General features: G+C 74.6%; 17 protein-coding genes. 6 read left to right on the plus strand and 11 right to left on the minus strand.

Going from position 1 to position 18,576, the window contains the following annotated elements; all coding sequences use genetic code 11:
* Positions 1-38: 38 nt before the first annotated feature.
* Positions 39-122, minus strand: coding sequence for a putative leader peptide (locus tag ACH4LD_RS19590; protein WP_313884353.1), 84 nt, complete (start codon positions 120-122; stop codon positions 39-41).
* Between the two features lie 122 nt (positions 123-244).
* Between ACH4LD_RS19590 and ACH4LD_RS19595 the strand changes: the two genes are divergently transcribed.
* A complete protein-coding gene (locus tag ACH4LD_RS19595) occupies positions 245-667 on the plus strand; it encodes a secondary thiamine-phosphate synthase enzyme YjbQ (RefSeq protein WP_103815746.1) in 423 nt (140 codons plus the stop codon).
* Positions 668-795: 128 nt separating this feature from the next.
* Here ACH4LD_RS19595 and ACH4LD_RS19600 read toward each other — a convergent pair whose 3' ends face one another.
* Both ACH4LD_RS19600 and ACH4LD_RS19605 read right to left on the minus strand, forming a co-directional pair.
* A complete protein-coding gene (locus ACH4LD_RS19600; RefSeq protein WP_398056313.1) occupies positions 796-1,611 on the minus strand; it encodes a response regulator transcription factor in 816 nt (271 codons plus the stop codon).
* A 270-nt stretch (positions 1,612-1,881) separates the two neighbouring features.
* The gene (locus ACH4LD_RS19605) at positions 1,882-2,292 is read right to left on the minus strand and encodes a DUF5997 family protein (RefSeq protein ID WP_398056312.1); all 411 of its coding nucleotides are present in this window, start codon (positions 2,290-2,292) and stop codon (positions 1,882-1,884) included.
* A 376-nt stretch (positions 2,293-2,668) separates the two neighbouring features.
* Here ACH4LD_RS19605 and ACH4LD_RS19610 point away from each other — a divergent pair, with 376 nt between their 5' ends.
* Positions 2,669-3,484: a LysR family substrate-binding domain-containing protein gene (locus tag ACH4LD_RS19610; protein WP_398056311.1), complete on the plus strand. Its 816-nt coding sequence runs from the start codon at positions 2,669-2,671 to the stop codon at positions 3,482-3,484.
* A gap of 5 nt (positions 3,485-3,489) precedes the next feature.
* On the opposite strand, the gene ACH4LD_RS19615 is transcribed toward ACH4LD_RS19610, so the two are convergent.
* The 3 genes from ACH4LD_RS19615 to ACH4LD_RS19625 form a co-directional block, all read right to left on the minus strand.
* A complete protein-coding gene (locus ACH4LD_RS19615; protein WP_398056310.1) occupies positions 3,490-4,989 on the minus strand; it encodes an MFS transporter in 1,500 nt (499 codons plus the stop codon).
* 358 nt (positions 4,990-5,347) lie between these two features.
* Complete coding sequence (locus ACH4LD_RS19620) at positions 5,348-6,037, minus strand: HAD family hydrolase (RefSeq protein WP_398056309.1); 690 nt, start codon at positions 6,035-6,037, stop codon at positions 5,348-5,350.
* A gap of 20 nt (positions 6,038-6,057) precedes the next feature.
* Positions 6,058-6,534, minus strand: a complete 477-nt coding sequence (locus ACH4LD_RS19625) for an Lrp/AsnC family transcriptional regulator (protein WP_398056308.1) — start codon at positions 6,532-6,534, stop codon at positions 6,058-6,060.
* A 237-nt stretch (positions 6,535-6,771) separates the two neighbouring features.
* Here ACH4LD_RS19625 and ACH4LD_RS19630 point away from each other — a divergent pair, with 237 nt between their 5' ends.
* Positions 6,772-8,262, plus strand: a complete 1,491-nt coding sequence (locus tag ACH4LD_RS19630; RefSeq protein ID WP_398056307.1) for an FUSC family protein — start codon at positions 6,772-6,774, stop codon at positions 8,260-8,262.
* A gap of 167 nt (positions 8,263-8,429) precedes the next feature.
* Positions 8,430-9,467 carry a lactonase family protein gene (locus ACH4LD_RS19635; RefSeq protein WP_398056306.1) on the plus strand — a complete coding sequence of 346 codons (1,038 nt, stop codon included), beginning with the start codon at positions 8,430-8,432 and terminating at the stop codon, positions 9,465-9,467.
* A 125-nt stretch (positions 9,468-9,592) separates the two neighbouring features.
* On the opposite strand, the gene ACH4LD_RS19640 is transcribed toward ACH4LD_RS19635, so the two are convergent.
* From ACH4LD_RS19640 to ACH4LD_RS19650, 3 genes are all read right to left on the minus strand, one after another.
* Entirely contained in the window at positions 9,593-10,519 is a 927-nt protein-coding gene (locus ACH4LD_RS19640; RefSeq protein WP_132788246.1) for a hypothetical protein, read from the minus strand.
* 275 nt (positions 10,520-10,794) lie between these two features.
* Complete coding sequence (locus tag ACH4LD_RS19645) at positions 10,795-11,472, minus strand: uracil-DNA glycosylase (RefSeq protein WP_398056305.1); 678 nt, start codon at positions 11,470-11,472, stop codon at positions 10,795-10,797.
* 108 nt (positions 11,473-11,580) lie between these two features.
* Positions 11,581-12,669: a WD40/YVTN/BNR-like repeat-containing protein gene (locus ACH4LD_RS19650; RefSeq protein WP_398056304.1), complete on the minus strand. Its 1,089-nt coding sequence runs from the start codon at positions 12,667-12,669 to the stop codon at positions 11,581-11,583.
* A gap of 273 nt (positions 12,670-12,942) precedes the next feature.
* Between ACH4LD_RS19650 and ACH4LD_RS19655 the strand changes: the two genes are divergently transcribed.
* Positions 12,943-13,536, plus strand: a complete 594-nt coding sequence (locus tag ACH4LD_RS19655) for a hypothetical protein (protein ID WP_398056303.1) — start codon at positions 12,943-12,945, stop codon at positions 13,534-13,536.
* Positions 13,537-13,682: 146 nt separating this feature from the next.
* Here the strand turns inward: ACH4LD_RS19655 and ACH4LD_RS19660 are convergent, their stop codons facing one another.
* Positions 13,683-15,683 (minus strand): HEAT repeat domain-containing protein, encoded by a 2,001-nt coding sequence (locus tag ACH4LD_RS19660; protein ID WP_398056302.1) that lies wholly within the window; start codon positions 15,681-15,683, stop codon positions 13,683-13,685.
* Positions 15,684-15,846: 163 nt separating this feature from the next.
* Positions 15,847-17,526, minus strand: a complete 1,680-nt coding sequence (locus ACH4LD_RS19665) for an acyl-CoA dehydrogenase family protein (RefSeq protein ID WP_398056301.1) — start codon at positions 17,524-17,526, stop codon at positions 15,847-15,849.
* 70 nt (positions 17,527-17,596) lie between these two features.
* On the opposite strand from ACH4LD_RS19665, the gene ACH4LD_RS19670 reads away from it, so the two are divergent.
* Positions 17,597-18,367: a PaaX family transcriptional regulator C-terminal domain-containing protein gene (locus ACH4LD_RS19670; RefSeq protein ID WP_398056300.1), complete on the plus strand. Its 771-nt coding sequence runs from the start codon at positions 17,597-17,599 to the stop codon at positions 18,365-18,367.
* Positions 18,368-18,576: the final 209 nt, after the last annotated feature.

Consider the following 18,576-nt stretch of genomic DNA (forward strand, 5'->3'; position numbering starts at 1 on the left):
GGGAACGCCGCGAAGGGAAGGAGGAAGGGGAAAGGGCGTCAGCGGCCGCGGCGACACGCGGCGGAGGCCACCCGCAGCAGGTCGATGTGACCGCGCGTGGTGAGCAGGGCTGAACGCAACATGCCGCCGAACGTAGCCAGATGGCAGCGGACAGGTCAACGGCGTCTCGTCCTGTGGACCACGTGTATCAGGGAACGTGGGTGCCGCGGGGTGTGGAAACCGGCGCATGGGTCAGGATGAGGGCATGTCCGATGCCTTCACCACACGCGTGCTGAACGTCTCCACCGGTAGCCGGGAACGCGTCGTCGACCTCACCGCCGACTGCGAGGAGTTCCTGCGGGAGGCGGCGGCCGGCCGCGACGGTCTGCTCAACATCTTCGTCCCGCACGCCACCGCCGGAATCGCCGTCATCGAGACGGGCGCCGGCAGCGACGACGACCTCCTCGCCGCCCTGCACACCCTGCTCCCCGCCGACGACCGCTGGCAGCACCGGCACGGCAGCCCCGGCCACGGCCGCGACCACGTCCTGCCCGCCATCGTGCCGCCGCACGCGACCCTCCCGGTGATCGACGGACGCCTGGAGCTGGGCACCTGGCAGTCGGTGTGTCTGGTGGACACCAACAAGGACAACCCCCACCGCAAGGTGCGGCTGAGCTTCCTCGGCTGAGCTTCCTCGGCTGAGCGACGTCGGCTGACGTTCCCAGGCTCACAGGACCGGGCCTCGCGGCACAGGACCGGGCCTCGCGGGCTCACAGGACCGGGCTTCGCCGGCTCACCGGAGGGCCTGGTGCCGGGTCACGAAGGGCGGGCCCGGGTGGCCTCGGCCCGACCGGGCGCCGGCACCAGGCCGAGCCGCTGCGCGCGCAGCACCGTGCCGACGCGGTCGCGGGTGCCCAGCTTGCGGTAGATGTTCTCCACGTGCTTGTGCACCGTGCGGACCGAGATGCCGAGACGGCGGCCGATCGCGTCGGCGGTGAGCGCGTCCGTGAGCAGCAGCAGGACGGCGGTCTCGCGCGGCGTCAGCGCGCAGTCCGCCGCCCGCTGGTCCGGCGCGCCGGCCGGGCCGAGCGCCCGCCGCCACTCCTCCAGGAGTTGCCGCTGCCGCTCGACCGCCGCCAGCAGCGGCTGGGCGCGCTCGGCGATGGCCAGGTGGTCGTCGGTGAAATCCGTACCCGAGCGGTACACCAGGCACCCGGTGATCGGGGCGGCGCTGTCCGGGAGGGGCACGCCCAGCACATGGTCGACGTCCAGCACCTCGCGGAGCATGCGGGCCGTCGCACTGGACGGCCAGGTACGGCCCGCCGCCCGGTGCGCGCTGACCGGCGTACGGTCGGCTCCGGCCGCGTAGTGACCGGCGAAGGGGTAGCCCGCCCGCAGCAGCCCCAGGTCGGCGTCCCCGAGCCGGGCGAGCTCAGCGGCGGCGGCATCCGGCACCGTGCCGATCGTGCCCTCGCTCTCGCTCCACTCGTCCAGCTTGTGGATGACCGCCTCGCCACCGCACACGTCCGCCAGCGTGCCGGCCAGCATCGGCCACAGCCGCTCGGGCTCCCGTTCGTGCAGGGCCGCCACGGCGACGGCCGTCATGCGCTCGTAGGCCTTCTCCAGCCGCACGGGTTCCTCTCCGGTTGCCTCGCGTACCGTCCTCCCCGTCGACGTACGTAGTTGTACGCATACCCCTGCGGTCCCCGGCTGTCGCACACTTCAACCCGGCGACACCGGCCTGGTCGGACACAGCGTGTCCGAGGGGCCGCCGGCACGGGGGAACGGCGGCCCGTCCGGTGTCGCCCTGCGCGTACCTGTTCCCCGCCTGGCCGGCCGTTCCACCGGCGACGGGAGACGCCCCCCGGGCGGATCCGGAGGGCGTCGGGACGGGCGGACGGATCAGCCGCGCTCGGTGCCGCTCTCCGCCTTCTCCGCCTTCTCCTTCTTCAGGTCCTTGAGCCGCGCGGCCTCCTTGCGGACCTCCGCCTGGGTGGCGCGCTCCTTCTCCAGCCACTCGGGCCGCTCCTGCCTGAGCGCCTCGATCTGCTCGGTGGTCAGCGGCTCGGTGACGCCGCCCCGGGCGAGACCCGCGATGGACACGCCCAGCCTGGCGGCCACCACCGGACGCGGGTGGGGACCGTTGCTCCGCAGCTCGCGCAGCCACTCCGGCGGGTTGGTCTGCAACTCGTTCAGCTCGGCGCGCGTGACCACACCCTCCTGGAAGGAGGCGGGGGTGGCGGGGAGGTACACACCCAGCTTCTTCGCCGCGGTCGCGGGCTTCATCGTCTGGGTGCTCTGCTGCGACTTCATGCCGTCCAGGGTATCGGCCACGTGCGGAAGGGCAGACCACGGCCGGTGACGAGCACGCGGACGGGGGCTGCGCCGAAGCGCGGGCGGCGCCTGCGGGCGAGGGCCGGTGCCGCGGTGGAGCGGGCGCCTGCCGGGGAGGCCCGGTGCCGTGGGGGAGGCGCTGCCGGTGCTGTGGGGGAGGTCCTGCCTGCCGGCGAGGCCCGGTTCCGCGGTGGAGCGGGTGCCTGCCGGCGAGGCCCGGTTCCGCGGTGGAGCGGGTGCCTGCCGGCGAGGCCCGGTGTCGCAGGGGTGCCGGCACGGCCCGGTGGGTCCGGTGGCGGAGAGCGTGCCCGCGGCCCGTGGCCGAGGGTTCCGGCCGGGCCGGTAACCTGGCCTGATGACAGGCTCGGAGGATTCACCGTCGTTCCGGCTCGCGTACGTTCCCGGAGTGACGCCCGCCAAGTGGGTCAGGGTCTGGAACGAGCGCCTGCCCGGCATCCCCCTCACCCTGGCCCAGGTCCCGGCCACCGAAGCGCCCGAGGTGCTGCGCGCGGGCGAGGCCGACGCGGGCCTGGTCCGGCTGCCGGTCGACCGTACGTTCTTCAGCGCGATCCCGCTCTACACCGAGACCACGGTGGTCGTCGTCCCCAAGGACCACCTGATCACGGCGGCGGACGAGGTGACCCTGGCCGACCTCGCCGACGAGGTGCTCTTCCACCCCCTGGACGACGTCTTCGACTGGGACGCCCCGCCCGGTGAGCCGGCCTTCGAGCGTCCCGCCACCACCCCGGACGCCATCGAGCTGGTGGCGGCGAACGTCGGCCTCCTGGTCGTCCCGCAGTCCCTGGCCCGCCCGTACCACCGCCGGGACCTCACCTACCGCCCGGTCGTCGACGCCCCGCAGTCGAGCGTCGCCCTGTCCTGGCCGGAGGAGGCCACCACCGATCTGGTGGAGGAGTTCATCGGCATCGTGCGCGGACGCACGGTCAACAGCACCAGGGGTCGTGCGGCGGTGAAATCGTCGGCCGACGAGCAGCGCAAGCGTTCCGACCAGGGCGGGACCCGCGAGGCGCCGGCCGCGAAGTCGCAGGCCAAGTCGTCCGGGAAGCCGTCGGCGAAGTCCTCGGGCAAGCCTGCCGGCCGTACGGCACGCGCCCGCACGGGCGGCGGAGGCAAGCCGGCCAAGCGGGGGAAGCCGCGCCGGAGGTCGTGAGGCCCTTACGGACCGGGCCGCACCCCCTCCACGGCACCTCCCTCTTCCCAGCCCCGCCCGACGGGCTCCCCGGCCTTCTCCGGTTCCGGGCGCACCTGGCGTTCGCGCAGGTCGGCGATCGCGAGCACGAGTGCGACCACGATGATCCCCGCGACGGCGAGCAGCCCGAGCTGGAGTGCCGTGTCCGCGCGGCCGTGATTGGCGAGGTGGGCGAAGTACACCGCGCCCACCACCGCGATCCCGGCGGCCGAACCGACGCGCTGGCCCGTCTGGAGGACGCCGCCGGCCGCGCCCGCTCGGTGCACGGGGACGCGGGTGAGGGTGAGGGTGGTGTTCGGGGAGACCGTCAGGCCGGACCCGATGCCGCCGACGAGCAGGGGCAGCGCCGACGCCCATCCCACGTTCCGTCCCGGCACCAGCTCCACCGCCGCCACGACCCCGAGCACGCCCACGGCCACCCCGGCCAGCCCCAGGACGACCAGCTTGCGGCCGAAGCGCACCACCAGCCGGCCGCCGATGGCCGCGCCGACCGCAGAGGCCGCCGCGAAGGGCAGGACCGTGAGCCCCGACGCCAGCGCGCTGTATCCCACGCCGTTCTGGAGGTACAGGGCGTAGAGGAAGAAGACGGTGGTGAAGCCCGCGAAGTAGCTCAGGCTGATCAAAGCGCCGAGGGTGAAGGAGCGCAGGGAGAACAGCGCCAGGTCGACCAGCGGGGCCCGGCCGAGCCGCCCCTGCCGTCTCTCCCACGCCCAGAACGCGCCCAGCAGCACCACGGCCAGCGGCATCAGCGCCCACTTCTCCCGGCCGGTCCACTGCTGCTCCTGGACCAGGGGCAGCATGAGCGCGAGCACGCCCGCGCCGAGGAGGAACACTCCGAACAGGTCGAACTCCTCGTGCTTGCCCGTCACCGGGAGACGCGGCAGCAGCCGGAGGCCCGCGGCGAAGGCGGCCACCCCGATCGGCAGGTTGACGAAGAACACCCAGCGCCAGCCGTCGTCGGTGCCGGCGGCATCGATCAGCAGGCCGCCCGCGAGCGGGCCCGCCGCCGTGGACACCCCGATGACGGTGCCGAGCACACCGAAGGCCTTGGCCCGCTCGGAGCTCTGGAACATCTGCTGGATCAGCCCCGAGGTCTGCGGCGCGACGATGCCCGCCGCCGTGCCCTGGATCAGCCGGAACACCACCAACCAGCCGGTACTGGGCGCGAATCCGCACGCCGCCGATGCCACCGTGAACAGGGCGAGCCCGAAGAGGAAGGCCTGGCGCCGGCCACGCATGTCGCCCAGCCGGCCGGCCGGGACCAGCGCCAGTCCGAAGGTGAGGGCGTACCCCGAGACGACCCATGCCTGGGTCGCCTCGGAGGCCCCGAGTCCGCGCTCCAGCGAGGGCAGCGCCACGTTCACGATCGAGGTGTCGAGGAGCGAGATGAAGCCCGCTGCAAGACAGACCCCGAGCGCCTTCCACCGCCGCTCGTCGGGGGCGGTCCGGGCCTGTTCTGTGCTCATGGGGTCACGCTATGCAGTCATGGCCGCTCGCGCACGCCGGGACCGGCCGCGGGCACCCGTCGGACAGCGCCTTCCGGGCCGCCGGCTCCCTCACCGCGCCTCGCCGCCCAGCCGTCCCCGGGCAACCCGGGCGACCCGGGCGCCCACGGTCTTCCGGGGGACGAGCAGCGTGCCCTTGCTCCGAACGGGCGCCCCCGCCCACACGGCGTCGAACGGGATGGTGACCGCGTCCGCCGCAGAGGATCCGCGCCCTCCTTGGAAGAGACCGAGGAACCGACGCCCACCCCGGGTGCGCCGTCCGGGGTACGGGCCGGCGACGCCGCGACCGACCGGGCCGACGGGGCGGTGATCAGCGGGTTCAGCGGGTCGTGTCCCGCAGCCACGCGTACGCCGACCGCGCCGTGAACTCGGCCTGGCCGCCCGGCAGGAGCAGGGTCGCGGTGCCGAACTCGGGGGCGTCGGCCTGGGCGGGGACGTACGGGACGGCCAGGCAGCGCATGCCGGCCGCGTGGGCGGCGGCGGCCCCGGGGGCCGCGTCCTCCAGGACCACGCAGTCGGCAGGGTCCGCGCCGAGCCGGCGGGCCGCCTCCAGGAAGACGTCGGGGGCCGGCTTGCCCTGCGGGACCTCGTCGGCCGAGACCACCGTGCGCAGGAAGGCACCCAGTCCGGTGCCCGTCAGGATCGCCCCGATGGCCTCCGGGGACGAGCCCGACGCCACCGCCATCGGCACGTTCCGCGCGGCCAGCAGCTCCACGAACGCGCGCATCTGCGGGTACACGCGCGTGCGGGTGCGGGCCAGTTCCAGATAGCGGCGGTTCGTCGCGGCCAGCAGCTCCGCCGCCGGGGCACGCAGGCCGTAGCGCTCCCGCCAGATCGTCACCGTCTCCCGGGTGCTGATGCCGACGTAGCTCTCGTGGTCCTCCCAGGTGAAGTCCGGGACGCCGTGCTCGGCCAGGACCTGCCGGCTCGCCTCGTAGTAGTTCGGCTCGCTGTCCACCAGCGTTCCGTCGAGATCGAAGATGACCGAGAGGGCGCCGAGATCGCTCATGGCGTCCAGGATGCCAAGCGTCAGGCGCGGGCCGCCCGGCCCACCGACTCCACCAGGGGCAGCAGCCGGTACGGGACGCGCTCGCGCAGTGCCACCTCGGTACGGGTGCGCACCACGCCCGGGAGGCTGATCAACTTCTGGATCACGTCCTCCAGATGGGCGTTGTCCCGGCCCACCACGCGCGCGAGCAGGTCCCCGCCACCGGTGATCGAGAAGGCCTCCACGATCTCCGGTACGGCCGCCAGCGCGTCTCCCACGTCGTCCAGGTGGCCCTGGGTGACCTCGATGTGCACGAACGCCAGCACCGGGTGGCCGAGCGCGGCGGGGGACAGGGAGGGACCCGTGCCGGTGATCACGCCGTCCCGTTCCATCCGGTCCAGCCGGGCCTGGAGCGTGCCGCGGGCCACGCCGAGGATGCGGGCGTACTCGCGCAAGCTGGTGCGCGGCTGCTCCAGGAGCAGCCGCAGGATGCGGGTGTCGAGTGCGTCCACGGCCATGATGGACGACTGTACCAATGGTCCAGGTCTTCCAGAGACGCGTGTGCCGTCCCACCTGGTCCGTTGGCATTCCGGTGAGCGTGCGTACTGACCCGGTGCTGTGCCATTGGCTCAGCGATTCGCGTCACACTTGAGCCAGTGACCCCGGTGATGCTCTTATGGACGTGTCGATGGCGCTGCGGATCCCGCGGCGCCTTTTCTGTGCCGGTGTACCCATGCACCCAGGGGAGGGCAGCAGTGCTGAAGAGGATGTTCGTGGCTCCGGACCCGGGACGGGCGCGGTTGCGCTTCGCCGCGCGGGCCGTCCTCGGCATCGGACTGGCGGTGGTGGTCTGCGGGCTCGCCGGACACTCCCTCACCGGCGCGGTCACCGGCGGCCTCGCCGCGCTGCTCGCGCTGTTCACCGTCGCCGACCCGACCGTACGCGGGCAGGCGGTCACCACCGCCCTGCTGCCCGTCGTGGGCGTGCCGGTGCTCGCCGCCGCAGCCGAGCTGCACGACCACCCCGTCGCCCGCGACCTCACCTTCCTGGCCGTCGTCGGCGCCGGCGTCTACGCCCGCCGCTGGGGGCCGCGCGGGCACAGCCTCGGTGTGTTCGCCTTCATGACGTTCTTCGTGGCCCAGTTCCTGCACGCCGCCCCGGGACAACTGCCCGAGCTGTACGCCGCCGTCCTGCTCTCCGTGCTCAGCGCGGCCGTCGTGCGGTTCGGTGTCTGGTGCTACGAGCGCCGGCTGCCCCCGGCCGCCGTACCGGCTCCGCCCGCCGGGACCGGGCTGGCCCGGGTGACCACCCGGCAGGCCGTCCAGGCCACCGCGGGCGCCGGGTTCGCGCTCGTCGTGGGCCAGCTGGTGTCCGGGCAGCGCTGGTACTGGGCCGTCGGCGCCACCTGGTGGATCTTCGTCAACACCGCCTCGCGCGGTGAGACGCTGGTCCGGGGCTTCCGCCGGGTCCTCGGCACGGTCATCGGCATCTGCCTGGGCTTCCTGATCGCCGTCCCGGTGCACGGCGCGCCCCTGCCGACGGCCGTCCTCGTCGCGGTCGCCGTGTTCGGCATCTTCTACACGGCCGCCGTCTCCTACACCTGGATGATGCTCTGGGTGACCCTGCTCGCCGAGTCCCTGTACGGCCTCCTCGGCGTCCTCAGCCCCGGACTGCTCGCGCTGCGGCTCGTCGAGACCGGTGTCGGGGCGCTCGGCGCCGCGCTCGCCGTCCTGTTCGTGCTGCCGGTCACCACGCACGCCACCACCGACGCCTGGATCCAGCGGGCCCTGCGCTGTGTGCACGCCTGCACGGCCGAGGCCGCCGCCCGACTCGCCGGCTCCGCCACCGCGGACCCCGCGCCGCGCGTGGCCGAACTGGAGCAGTTGCTCGGCCGGGTCCGGCTCTCGGTGGCCCCGCTGGTGCACCCGCTGAACCCGATGCCGGCGCGCAAGGCGCGGGCCCGCCGGGTCCTGGCGCTCCTCGACGACTGCGCCCGCGAGATCCGGGGCCTGGTCGCGGTCGCCGCCGACCCCGAGGCGTCCCACGACGCCCGCCTCGCCGCCGCCTGCTGGCGTGTGGAGGCCGCCGTGGAGGCCCTCACCGAGGGCCGCGCCGAATCCCCGCACCGCCCCGCCGAGCCGTCCGCCGAACCCGCCCTCGCGCATCTGCACGGCCTGGAACGCGCGCTCGCCGAACTCGCGGAGCCGCTGCGCACGCCGTCGGGCTCCCGGCTGGTCGGCGCGTGACCGGAGTGGGGCGCACGAGAACTGAGTGCGCCCCCACTTCGCGAGGAAGTGCGCCCGCTCCCGGAAGAACCGCCCTGCCACCCCGCCCCCTTGGTCTAGACCTCGGGTGATCGACTGCTACCGTCGGCCCCGACCGGCTCGACGGGCTCGACCGAGAGGGGACAGCGGTGGCACAGGACGGCAGGGCGGGCAGGCGCCGGGCGTTCATCGGATCGTTCACGGCGGCGGGCGGCCCCGGACTGGTGACCGCCGAGGTCGCGCCGGACACCGGGGCGCTCGCCCTCGTCTCCTCGGTGCAGGACCTCCCCGACCCCTCCTATCTGGCCCTGTCACCGGACGGGCACACGCTCTACGCGGTCAGCGAGACGGCCGAGGGCGCCGTCGCCGCCTACCGCGTCACCGGTGAGCGGCCGGAACCCGCCGGACCCCCGGTGCCGGTGGCCGGCAGTGGCCCCACCCACCTCAGCCTGTACGCCGGCCACGTGCTGACCGCCAACTACGGCTGCGGCAGCGTCACCGCCGTCCCCCTGCGCCCGGACGGCACGCTCGCTGGCGTGCCCTCCGGACGGCTCCAGCACACCGGCTCAGGACCTCACGACCGGCGCCAGCGCGGCCCGCACGCCCACCAGGTGCAGCCCGACCCCAGTGGGCGGTGGGCGGTCAGCGTCGATCTCGGGACCGACTCGGTGCGCGTGTGCACCCTCGCGGACGGCAGTCCCGCCGTGCACCGGGAGATCGCCCTGCGCCCCGGCTCCGGGCCGCGCCACCTCGCCTTCCACCCGGACGGCGAACACGCCTACGTGGTCAACGAGCTGACCCCCACGGTCACGGTGTGCCGCTGGGACGCCGCCGGCGGCTCCCTGAAGCCGCTGACGGAGGTACCCGTGCTGCCCGGCGCACCCGCCGGCGACGCCTACCCGTCGGGCATCGTCGTCTCGCCCGACGGCCGCTTCGTGTGGACGGCGACCCGGGGCGAGGACGTCCTGTCCGTCCTCGCCGTCACGGCGGACGGGCTCCGGCTCACCGGTACGGTGCCCTGCGGCGGACACTGGCCGCGCGCGCTGGCCGAGCACGACGGCTTCCTCTACGCCGCGAACGAGCGCTCCGGCGAGGTGACCTGGTTCGCCGTGGACGAGGCGACGGGCGTCCCCCGCTACGACGGCTCCGTACGGGTTCCGGCGGCCTCTTGCGTGGTGTTCGGCTAGCGGGCGGGGTGGGAACCGACGGGCTCGGGCAGAGCGAAGGGCTCCGGTAAGGCGAAGGGCCCGCTCCCGGGAAGGGAGCGGGCCCCGTGTCGTACAGGTGCCGGGTGGTCCGGACGCCGGGGGCGTCAGCGGACCGGTGCGCTCTGCGGTTGCTGCGGGGCGATGCCCAGGGCCGTCGTGTACTTGGCGAGCGCCAGCTTGCCGATCGCCGGGTACGCGCCGAGCGCCTCGGCCGTGGAGCAGCCCACCTCCTCGGCGGCCGCGGCCAGCAGCGCCGGGTCGATCTCCGGGCCGATCAGGTACGGCGCCAGGGCGAGCTGCTGCGAGCCCGAGGAACGCAGCTGCTCGGCCACGGAGGCGATGGAACCCTCCTGGTCCAGGGCCGCCGCCATCACCGGCACGGCCAGACGCGCGGCGAGCAGCATGCCGGTGATCCCGGCGGCCTGGACGGCCTCCTCGCCGCCGACGGAGGCCAGGATGATGCCGTCCGCGGCGGTGGCCACGGTGAACAGCCGGGCGCGGTCGGCGCGGGCCAGGCCCGCCTCCGAGAGCCGCACGTGCAGCGCCTCGGCGAGCAGCGGGTGCGGGCCGAGGACATCGGTCAGCTCGGCGGCGACCCGGCTGTCCATCACGGCCTGACGGATCTGACGCAGCAGCGCGCTGTCCGGACCGGCCAGCAGCGGGACGACGACGGCGACCGGGCCGTCGGGCTCCTTGATTCCCTCGACCCCCGCGGCGACGGCCTGCTCGTACCGGGCGGTGCGCTCCTCGGCGGCGCGCGCCAGCACGGAACGGAGCGCGGGGAACTCGGAGTCGTCCCCGTCCAGGTACCCGATCCGGGCGTCGAGGCCGGGCAGCTCGGAGCGGGCGATGCTCACGACCTCCTCGGCGAGGCTGCGCGTGGTGGTGCTGGGCACACCGGGCACCGCGAGGACGAGCGCGGGCGCGCCCTCGGGAGCCACCAGCGGTTCCGGACGGCGGTGCCGTCCGGGCTGGCGGGGTCGCGGCATTCGTACGGGCAGGCCGGACGCGGGTCCAGTGGGGGAGCTCATGGCGCCGCATGTTACTGGCTTCCTGGCCTCCGCCGTTCGGGGAGGGTGCAGGTGAGCGGTATCCGTCCTGTTTTGTCTGATGAGTTACGCCCGCAAGACACGTGCGGCCGGCACGTGCCCCGCGCATGTGCCGGCCGCGGTGGAGGAACCGGAAACGGAACCGCTGGTTCGAGGCAGTGCCGAGCCGCGCCGGGAGCCCGCGGGGCCCGCTCAGCCGCCTCGAAGAGGCCGCCGCTGAGTTCCGCTTCGCCGTCCGCCCGCGTGCGCCGACGCGGTCACGGCAGACGCCAGTCCACCGGCTGCCCGCCCTGCTGGATCAGCAGGTCGTTGGCCCGGCTGAAGGGGCGCGAGCCGAAGAAGCCGCGGTCGGCCGACATCGGCGAGGGGTGCGCGGACTCCACCGCCGGCAGACGGCCCAGCAGCGGGCGCAGATTGCGTGCGTCACGGCCCCACAGGACGGACACCAGCGGCTTGCCGCGTGCCGCCAGGGCCCGGATCGCCTGCTCGGTGACCTCTTCCCAGCCCTTGCCGCGATGCGCGCCCGGGCTGCGCGGTGCGGTGGTGAGCGCCCTGTTCAGCAGCAGCACGCCCTGCTCGGTCCACGGCGTGAGATCTCCGGTGGAGGGCTGGGGCAGACCCAGGTCGCCGGTCAGCTCGCGGAAGATGTTGATCAGGCTGGGTGGCAGCGGGCGCACGTCGGGTGCCACGGAGAAGGACAGGCCCACCGCGTGCCCCGGCGTGGGATACGGGTCCTGACCCACGATCAGGACCCGTACCTCGTCGAAGGGTTGCTGGAAGGCCCGCAGGACGTTCGGTCCGGCCGGGAGGTACGTGCGCCCCGCGGCGATCTCCGCGCGCAGGAAGTCGCCCATCGCGGCGATCCGTCCGGCGACGGGTTCCAGGGCCTTCGCCCAGCCCGGTTCGACGATTTCATGCAAGGGTCGTGGTGCCACGGGCGTCACCCTACTGCCGTACACCCGTCGGTGATCAACCGATGGCCGGAGCACGACAGCGGGCGGCGCCTCGCCCGCCCTCTCCCCGAGAGGCCGGGCGATGAGGGGTCAGCCGATCACCGCCGCCCGTACGCAGAGCACGTCCGGCAGGTGCGCGGCCAGCAGCTGCCAGCTGTCGCCGTCGTCGGCCGAGGCGTACACCTCGCCGTTGCGGTTGCCGAAGTACACCCCGGCGGGGTCGGAGTCGTCCGTGCACAGGGCGTCCCGCAGGACCGTCCCGTAATGGTCCTCCTCCGGCAGCCCCTTGGACAGCGGTTCCCAGGTGCGGCCCGCGTCGGTCGTCCGGAAGACACGGCAGCGGCGCCCGGCGGGCACCCGGTCCTCGTCCGCGGTGATCGGGAAGACGTACGCCGTGTCGCCCCGGCGCGGATGCGCCGCCGCCGCGAAGCCGAACGTCGACGGCAGGCCCTCGCCGATGTCGGTCCAGTGCGCGCCCGCGTCGTCGCTGCGGTACACCCCCCAGTGGTTCTGGAGATACAGCCGGTCCGGGTCGGCCGGGTCCCTGGTGATCTTGTGCACGCACTGGCCGAACTCCGGGTGGGGATCAGGCAGGAACACCGCCGACACACCGGAGTTGGACGGCGACCAGCTCGCGCCGCCGTCCGTCGTGCGGAACACGCCCGCCGCGGAGACGGCCACCGTCACGACCCTGGGGTCGCGCGCGTCGGTGAGCACCGTGTGCAGGCACTGCCCGCCCGCGCCCGGCACCCACTGCGAGCGGGACGGGTGCTCCCAGAGCGGCCGGACCAGCTCGAACGTCTCGCCGCGGTCCTCCGAGCGGTACAGCGCGGCCGGTTCCGTGCCCGCGTACACCACATCAGGCTCGGCGGCGGACGGGTGGAGCTGCCAGACGCGCTCCAGGGAAGCGCCGGTCTCCTTCGGGAACCTGACGGCGGGCCGGGCCGGTTCGGTCCAGGTGCGGCCGAGGTCGTCGGAGTGGAACACCGACGGGCCCCAGTGCGCGCTGTCACCGCCCGCCAGCAGCCGGGGCCGGGCGCCGCGGGTGTCGATCGCCACCGAATAGACCGCCTGCGCGTTGAAATACGGACTCTCGTCGAACTCCCAGGGGCCGTCGCCCCTCCGCCGCGCGATGAACAGGCCTTTGCGGGTGCCCACCGCGAGCAGTACCTCGGTCATGCCGATCACCTCCGGGACGCCGTTGTCCCGATAGCCGTCAGATACCGGTCAGTGTGCACCCCACCACTGACACTCTCCCCCGGAGTACGGGTTCGCCCAGCTCACCGCCTGTGTCGCCGGGGCGCGCCGAAGGTCGGCCGGTTCCGTTCCGGCATGCGCCTGCGCGAAAGCGGTGTCTCGTGCGACCGTCGGGGAGACGGCTCGTCGTGAGCAACGGAGCGGTCTCCCGCGTATGGGAGGGCGGTCCGGCCGGTCGGTGCGCTCGTGAGGAGGATGCCTTTGAAGGCGTTCCGTGGTCCGAAGGTGTGGCTGTGGCGCTGGCGGCGCAACCCGCTCAAACGCCGGGCCGACGTCGTGGAGGCATGGGTGGTGCTCGGCGCCTGTCTGCTGACCGTCCTGGCCGGCGTGCTCGCCGGCCTCGCGGCGGCCGGCTCGGTGGAGCACGGACTCGCCCGGGAGCGGGCCACCTGGCGGCCCACCGTGGCCCGGGTCGTCGCGCAGGTCCCGGGGAAGCCCCCGGTGCACAGCGGCCATGCCTCCGCGGGGGAACGGATCTGGGCCGAGGTCCGCTGGACGGTCACCGACGGCTCCGCCCACACCGGCCGGATCCGGGTGGAGCCCGGCAGCAAACCCGGTACACCGGTCACCGTCTGGACCGACCCGCAGGGCCACCTGGTCTCCCGCCCCACCTCCGCGTCCGAGGCCGCGTTCCGGTCCACCCTGACAGGCCTCCTGGTCGGCGCGAGCACCGCCGCCGTCCCGTTCGTCGCCGGCCTGGCCGTACGGAGTCGTCTGGAACACCGGCGCATGGAGGCATGGGACACGGAATGGGCCAGGCTGGGCCCGCAGTGGGGCCGAATGGTCTGACCTCGCCCGGTACGCCGGTCCGGCGCGGGCGGGGGTTGCGGAGGCCGTCGGCGGCCCGCTCCACGGCGTGGGGAAGCGGGTGCCGTCGCGGCGGCGCCGTGGGGCCCATCGGCCTCGCACGGCGGACCGGAGGCGTCCGACGGGCCCTACATCCCCGCCAGTACCTCCCGGCACCTCGTCAGCAGTTCCTCGTCGTCCGGGATGTCACGGCCGGCGTACGCGCCCTGGAGCGCCGTGTGCCGGCGAGGGTGGGCCAGTTCGACGGTGACCAGGTCGCGCAGCGGCCCTGCGGCCGGACCCATCGTGACCAGGCAGCGGGCGATCGGGCCGCGCGCGCGGGCGTCCGCCGTCCAGACGGACCGGAAGACGGGCCGCACCGGTCCGGGGTCCCCGGTGATGCGCCACAGCGCGCACGCGGCCGGTATCCGCTCCCGCGCTGGTCCCCACCGGGCCAGGCCGCGCAGCTCCGGCAGCGCGGGGCGCGCGGCCGGGCCCAGCCTGCCGAGCTGCCGGGCGGCGGCGCGCCGGGCGTCCGGATCGTCCCGCGCCAACTCCCGGCGCAGGACGGGGAGTACGGCGGTGGCGTCCCCGTCCGCCGACCACAGCGCGCCCGCCGCGGTGGCCGCGTGCCGGGTGTGGAGCAGCCGGCGCAGGAGCGGTGCCGTCTGTGCGGCGGCGCCCAGGTCCGCCAGCGTCTCGATCACCTGGCCGGCGACCGCGTCCCGCGCTCCCAGGCCGTCGGGGGCGCCCGAGAGCAGCCGTACCAGTTCGGGGACGGCCTCCTTGTCGCCGATGGCCCTGATCGCCGTCAGCAGCGGGGTGGCCAGCCGGGCGGCGGTGGGGGAGGCGAGCGGGACGCGCCCGAGGCGGAGCCTCAAGGCGGGGGCCAGCGGAGCCGCGGCGCGGCCCAGGTGCGCGGCTTCGCGGCCCAGTCCTACGGGCGCCGCCGGACCGGCCAGCAGCAGGGCCAGAGCCGGGACCGCGCGGGGGTCACCGGTCCTGGCGAGCGCCTTGAGCGGGCCGCCCAGCGTGGGGGAGCCGCGCTCCCAGCGGTGCGTCCACAGGTCGGGCCGGGTGCTCACCAGCGCGTGCAGGTCGTCCGCGGCGGGCGCCGCCAGCGCGTACAGCTCCGCCAGGACGGAGACCGCCGCGTCCTGCAACCGGTCCTGATCGGTGTTCAGCTGGGCGCCCAGCAGCCGGACGGGCGCGCCGTAGTCGCCGCGCCAACCGCGGAACAGGCCCGCCGACATCCAGACGGCATTGCACCGGTCGACCGGGTCCGGGCTGGTCAACTGCCCGGTGAGCAGGGCGATCCGGTCGTGCACCCGGTCTCCGAGCGCGCTGTGCAGGGTGCGCAGCAGGACGGCGCCCTGTTCGTCCGAGGGGCGCAGCCGCCGTATCCGGCGCACCAGGGTGTCCGTACCCGCGCGCTCCGCGGGCGGCCGGCGCTGCGCGGACCGCTCGTGCAGCAGCCGGACCGCCGTGGGCACCAGGTCGGCGGGGAGCCGGACGGGTGCGTGGAGCGCGAGCTGGCCGAGTGCCGCCAGCCGGGGGCCCGGCGCGTAGGGCGCCGCGCTCTGCTCGGCCAGAAGGTCCAGCGCGCCGTCGGCAAGGGCGGGACACCGGTGCGCGAACAGGGCGAGTGCCTCCGTCAGGGCCGGCAGGACGTGGTCGTCCCGCTCGGCCCGCAGTCGGCGCCGCAGCACGCCCAGGACCCGCGCGGGGTCGTCCAGGAACCGCACCAGGGCGCCGGCCGCCGCCCGGCGCACCACCGGATCCGGATCCCCGGCGAGCGTGACGAAGGCGTCGGCACCGGCGCACACCGCCTCCCACGCGGCGTTCGCCGCACCCCCCGCGCCCGCGCTCTCGGTGCCGTCACCACCGATGCCGACCAGCAGCTCCACGATGCAGCCCCGGTCCGGTACCTCCTCGCGGGCCGCCAGCGCGAACAGGAAGGGCACACAGGCCGGCGTCGCCTCGTACACCCTCCCCTCGTGGTGCAGCGCGTCGTGCAGCCCGTCGAGCGCGGTCGCTCGCTCGACGGTGTCCGGGGACGCCAGGGCCCGTAACCACCCGGGCACGTCCTCCGCGCTGCCGTGCGCGTGCCGCAGCGAGGCCCAGTCGACCTCGTCGATCCCCGTGAACACGTTGTCCTCCCTGTCCTCCCTGTCCCCCCGGACGAGTGGCACCTGATCGGGAGTGTGCACCACGGCACTGACAACGGTCCGGAACCGGGCGCTGACTGTGTGCGATCCGTCGGCGGTGACCGGCCACCCGACGCGACCGGCCCGGCACGCGCGCGTGAAGGGATCAGTTCCGGTCGGGCAGGGCGCGCTCCAGGACGGCGTCGAGGTCGGTCCCCGGGGGCAGGGTGCCGAACGAGTGGCCCCAGTCGCCGCCCAGCCGGCTCGCGTAGAAGGCGTCCGCGACCGGGTGCGGAGCGTACCGGACGAGCAGGGAGGCCTGGAGTGCGAGCGCCATCCGCTCGACCAGCCGGCGAGCGCCCACCTGATCGGTTCCGGCCACGTCGTGCCTGAGCGCGGCCACGGCCGTGTCGAGCCGGGTGTCCGCCCCGCGCGCGAGGGCGAGTTCGGCGAACAGCGCCTCGGCGGTGTCCGGTTCGCGGCCGAGGGCGCGCAGCACGTCGAGCGCGTTGACGTTGCCGGAGCCCTCCCAGATCGACAGCAGCGGAGCCTCCCGGTAGTGCCGGGGCATGCCGGAGTCCTCCACGTACCCGTTCCCGCCCAGGCATTCCAGGGCCTCCGCGGTGAAGGCCGGGCCGCGCTTGGTGACCCAGTACTTGCCGACGGCGGTGGCGATGCGCCGGAAGGCCCGCTCCCCGGCGTCCCCGCGCACCGCGCGGTCGGCCGCGCCGGCCAGCCGCAGGGTGAGCGTCGTCGCCGCCTCCGACTCCAGCGCGAGATCGGCCAGGACGTTGCGCATCAGCGGCTGGTCGATCAGCCGGGCGCCGAACGCGCTGCGGTACCGGGCGTGGTGTCCCGCCTCGACCAGCGTCTTGCGCATCAGGGTCGCCGAGGACATCACACAGTCCAGGCGGGTGCAGTTGACCATCTCGATGATGGTCTTCACACCCCGTCCCTCCGGCCCCACCAGCCAGGCCACGGTGTGGTCGAACTCCGGCTCCGATGAGGCGTTGGACCGGTTGCCGAGCTTGTCCTTCAGGCGCTGGATGCGGAAGGTGTTGCGGCTGCCGTCCGGCAGGACGCGCGGCACCAGGAAGCACGACAGCCCGCCCGGGGCCTGCGCGAGCACCAGGAAGACGTCGCACATCGGCGCCGACGTGAACCACTTGTGCCCGCGCAGCGTGTAGACGCCCGCCTCCCCGGTGGGCGTGGCCGTGGTGGTGTTCGTCCGGACGTCGGAGCCGCCCTGCTTCTCGGTCATGCCCATCCCGGCGAGCAGCCCGGGTTTCTCGGTGGGAACGCGCAGCCGGGGGTCGTACTCCCGGCTGGTGAGCAGCGGCTCGTACACCTTGGCGAGATCCGGCTGTGCGCGCAGGGCGGGCACGGCGGCGTACGTCATCGACGTGGGGCAGCCGTGTCCCGCCTCCGTGTGCCCCCACACCAGGCCCCCCGCGGTCCGGGCGACGTGCGCGCCCGGCCGGTCGTCGGCCCACGGGGCACCGGCCAGGCCCTCGGCGACCGCCGTCCGCATCAAGTGGTGCCAGCTGGGGTGGAAGTCCACCTCGTCGACACGGTGACCGTAGCGGTCGTGGGTGCGCAGCACCGGCTCGTACCGGTTCGCCAGCTCGCCCCACTCCTGCGCCTCCGCGCTGCCGGCGCGCGCCCCCAGCCGCCGGACGCCCTCCTCGGCCCATCCCGCGCCCTCCCGGCGCAACCCCTCCAGGAGGGCCGGGTCGTCGGAGGCGTCGTAGGGGGCGAGCGGCGGGGGCTGGTTGGTCACGTCGTGCGTGGCGTACGACGGCTGGGACGGCGACGGCAGCTTCGACTGCCCGGAAATCGAGACCATGACAGCATGTTGCACTCTTCCTGCGGCTGTGGCAATGATGCAACAAGGGAACGACGTACAGTACGGGGCCATGCGCATGAACGTCTCCGCGGAACCGGACGCGGATGCGGCCGGCCTGCGACCGCTGTCCGCCCGGTCGGTCGTGCTGAGCCTGCTCCTCGGCGTGCATCCGCCCCAGCTTCCGGTGAAGGACCTGGTCCGGCTGGTGGAGCCGTTCGGGGTCGGCGGCTCCACGCTGCGGGCAGCGCTGAGCCGGATGGTGGCCGCCGGGGACCTCCGGCGCGGCGACGCCGTCTACCGGCTCAGTGACCGGCTGCTGGCCCGGCAGCGCCGCCAGGACGACGCCGTGCGTCCCCGCACGCGCGCGTGGGACGGCGACTGGGAGATGGTGGTGATCACGGCGACGGGTCGCGGCCCCGCCGAACGCGCCGACCTGCGCGCCCGGCTGACCGCCCTGCGCCTGGCCGAACTCCGCGAGGGCGTCTGGCTGCGCCCGGCCAACCTCGACCGCCCGCTGCCGGAAGATCTGCGTCAGGTGGCGCTGACGTGCACCGCGCGCCCCGACGAGCCCCCGCGCACCCTCGCCGCCCGGCTCTGGCCGCTGGCCGACTGGGCGGCCACCGCGCGCTCCCTGCTCGTCCACGCGACCGGGGCCGGCCGTCCGGCCGTCCGGCTCACCGCCTACGCGGCGGCCGTCCGTCACCTGCTCACCGACCCGGTTCTGCCGTCCGCGTTGCTGCCCCCCGACTGGCCGGGGGAGGACCTGCGGACGGCCTACGCCGACTACCGGCGGGAACTGGCCACGACCCTGGGCGCGCCGGAACCGGAAGCCGAACGCTGACCGCACGGCCCGCCAGGGGCACCGGAGGTGGATCAGCCCGCCGCGACGGCTCAGGCGGGGCTCCTTCCCGCGGGTGGACAGCGGCCGGTGACGGTCCGACAGAGCGGCGCCCTCCAAGGCTGCTTCCCGCGCGCGTGGACAGCGGCCGGGTGATGGCCCGGTGGAACCCGGCCCCTCCCACGGCTCCTTCCCGCGCGCGTGGACAGCGC

The sequence above is a fragment of the Streptomyces sp. NPDC017676 genome, from assembly GCF_044329325.1.
Taxonomy (GTDB): domain Bacteria; phylum Actinomycetota; class Actinomycetes; order Streptomycetales; family Streptomycetaceae; genus Streptomyces.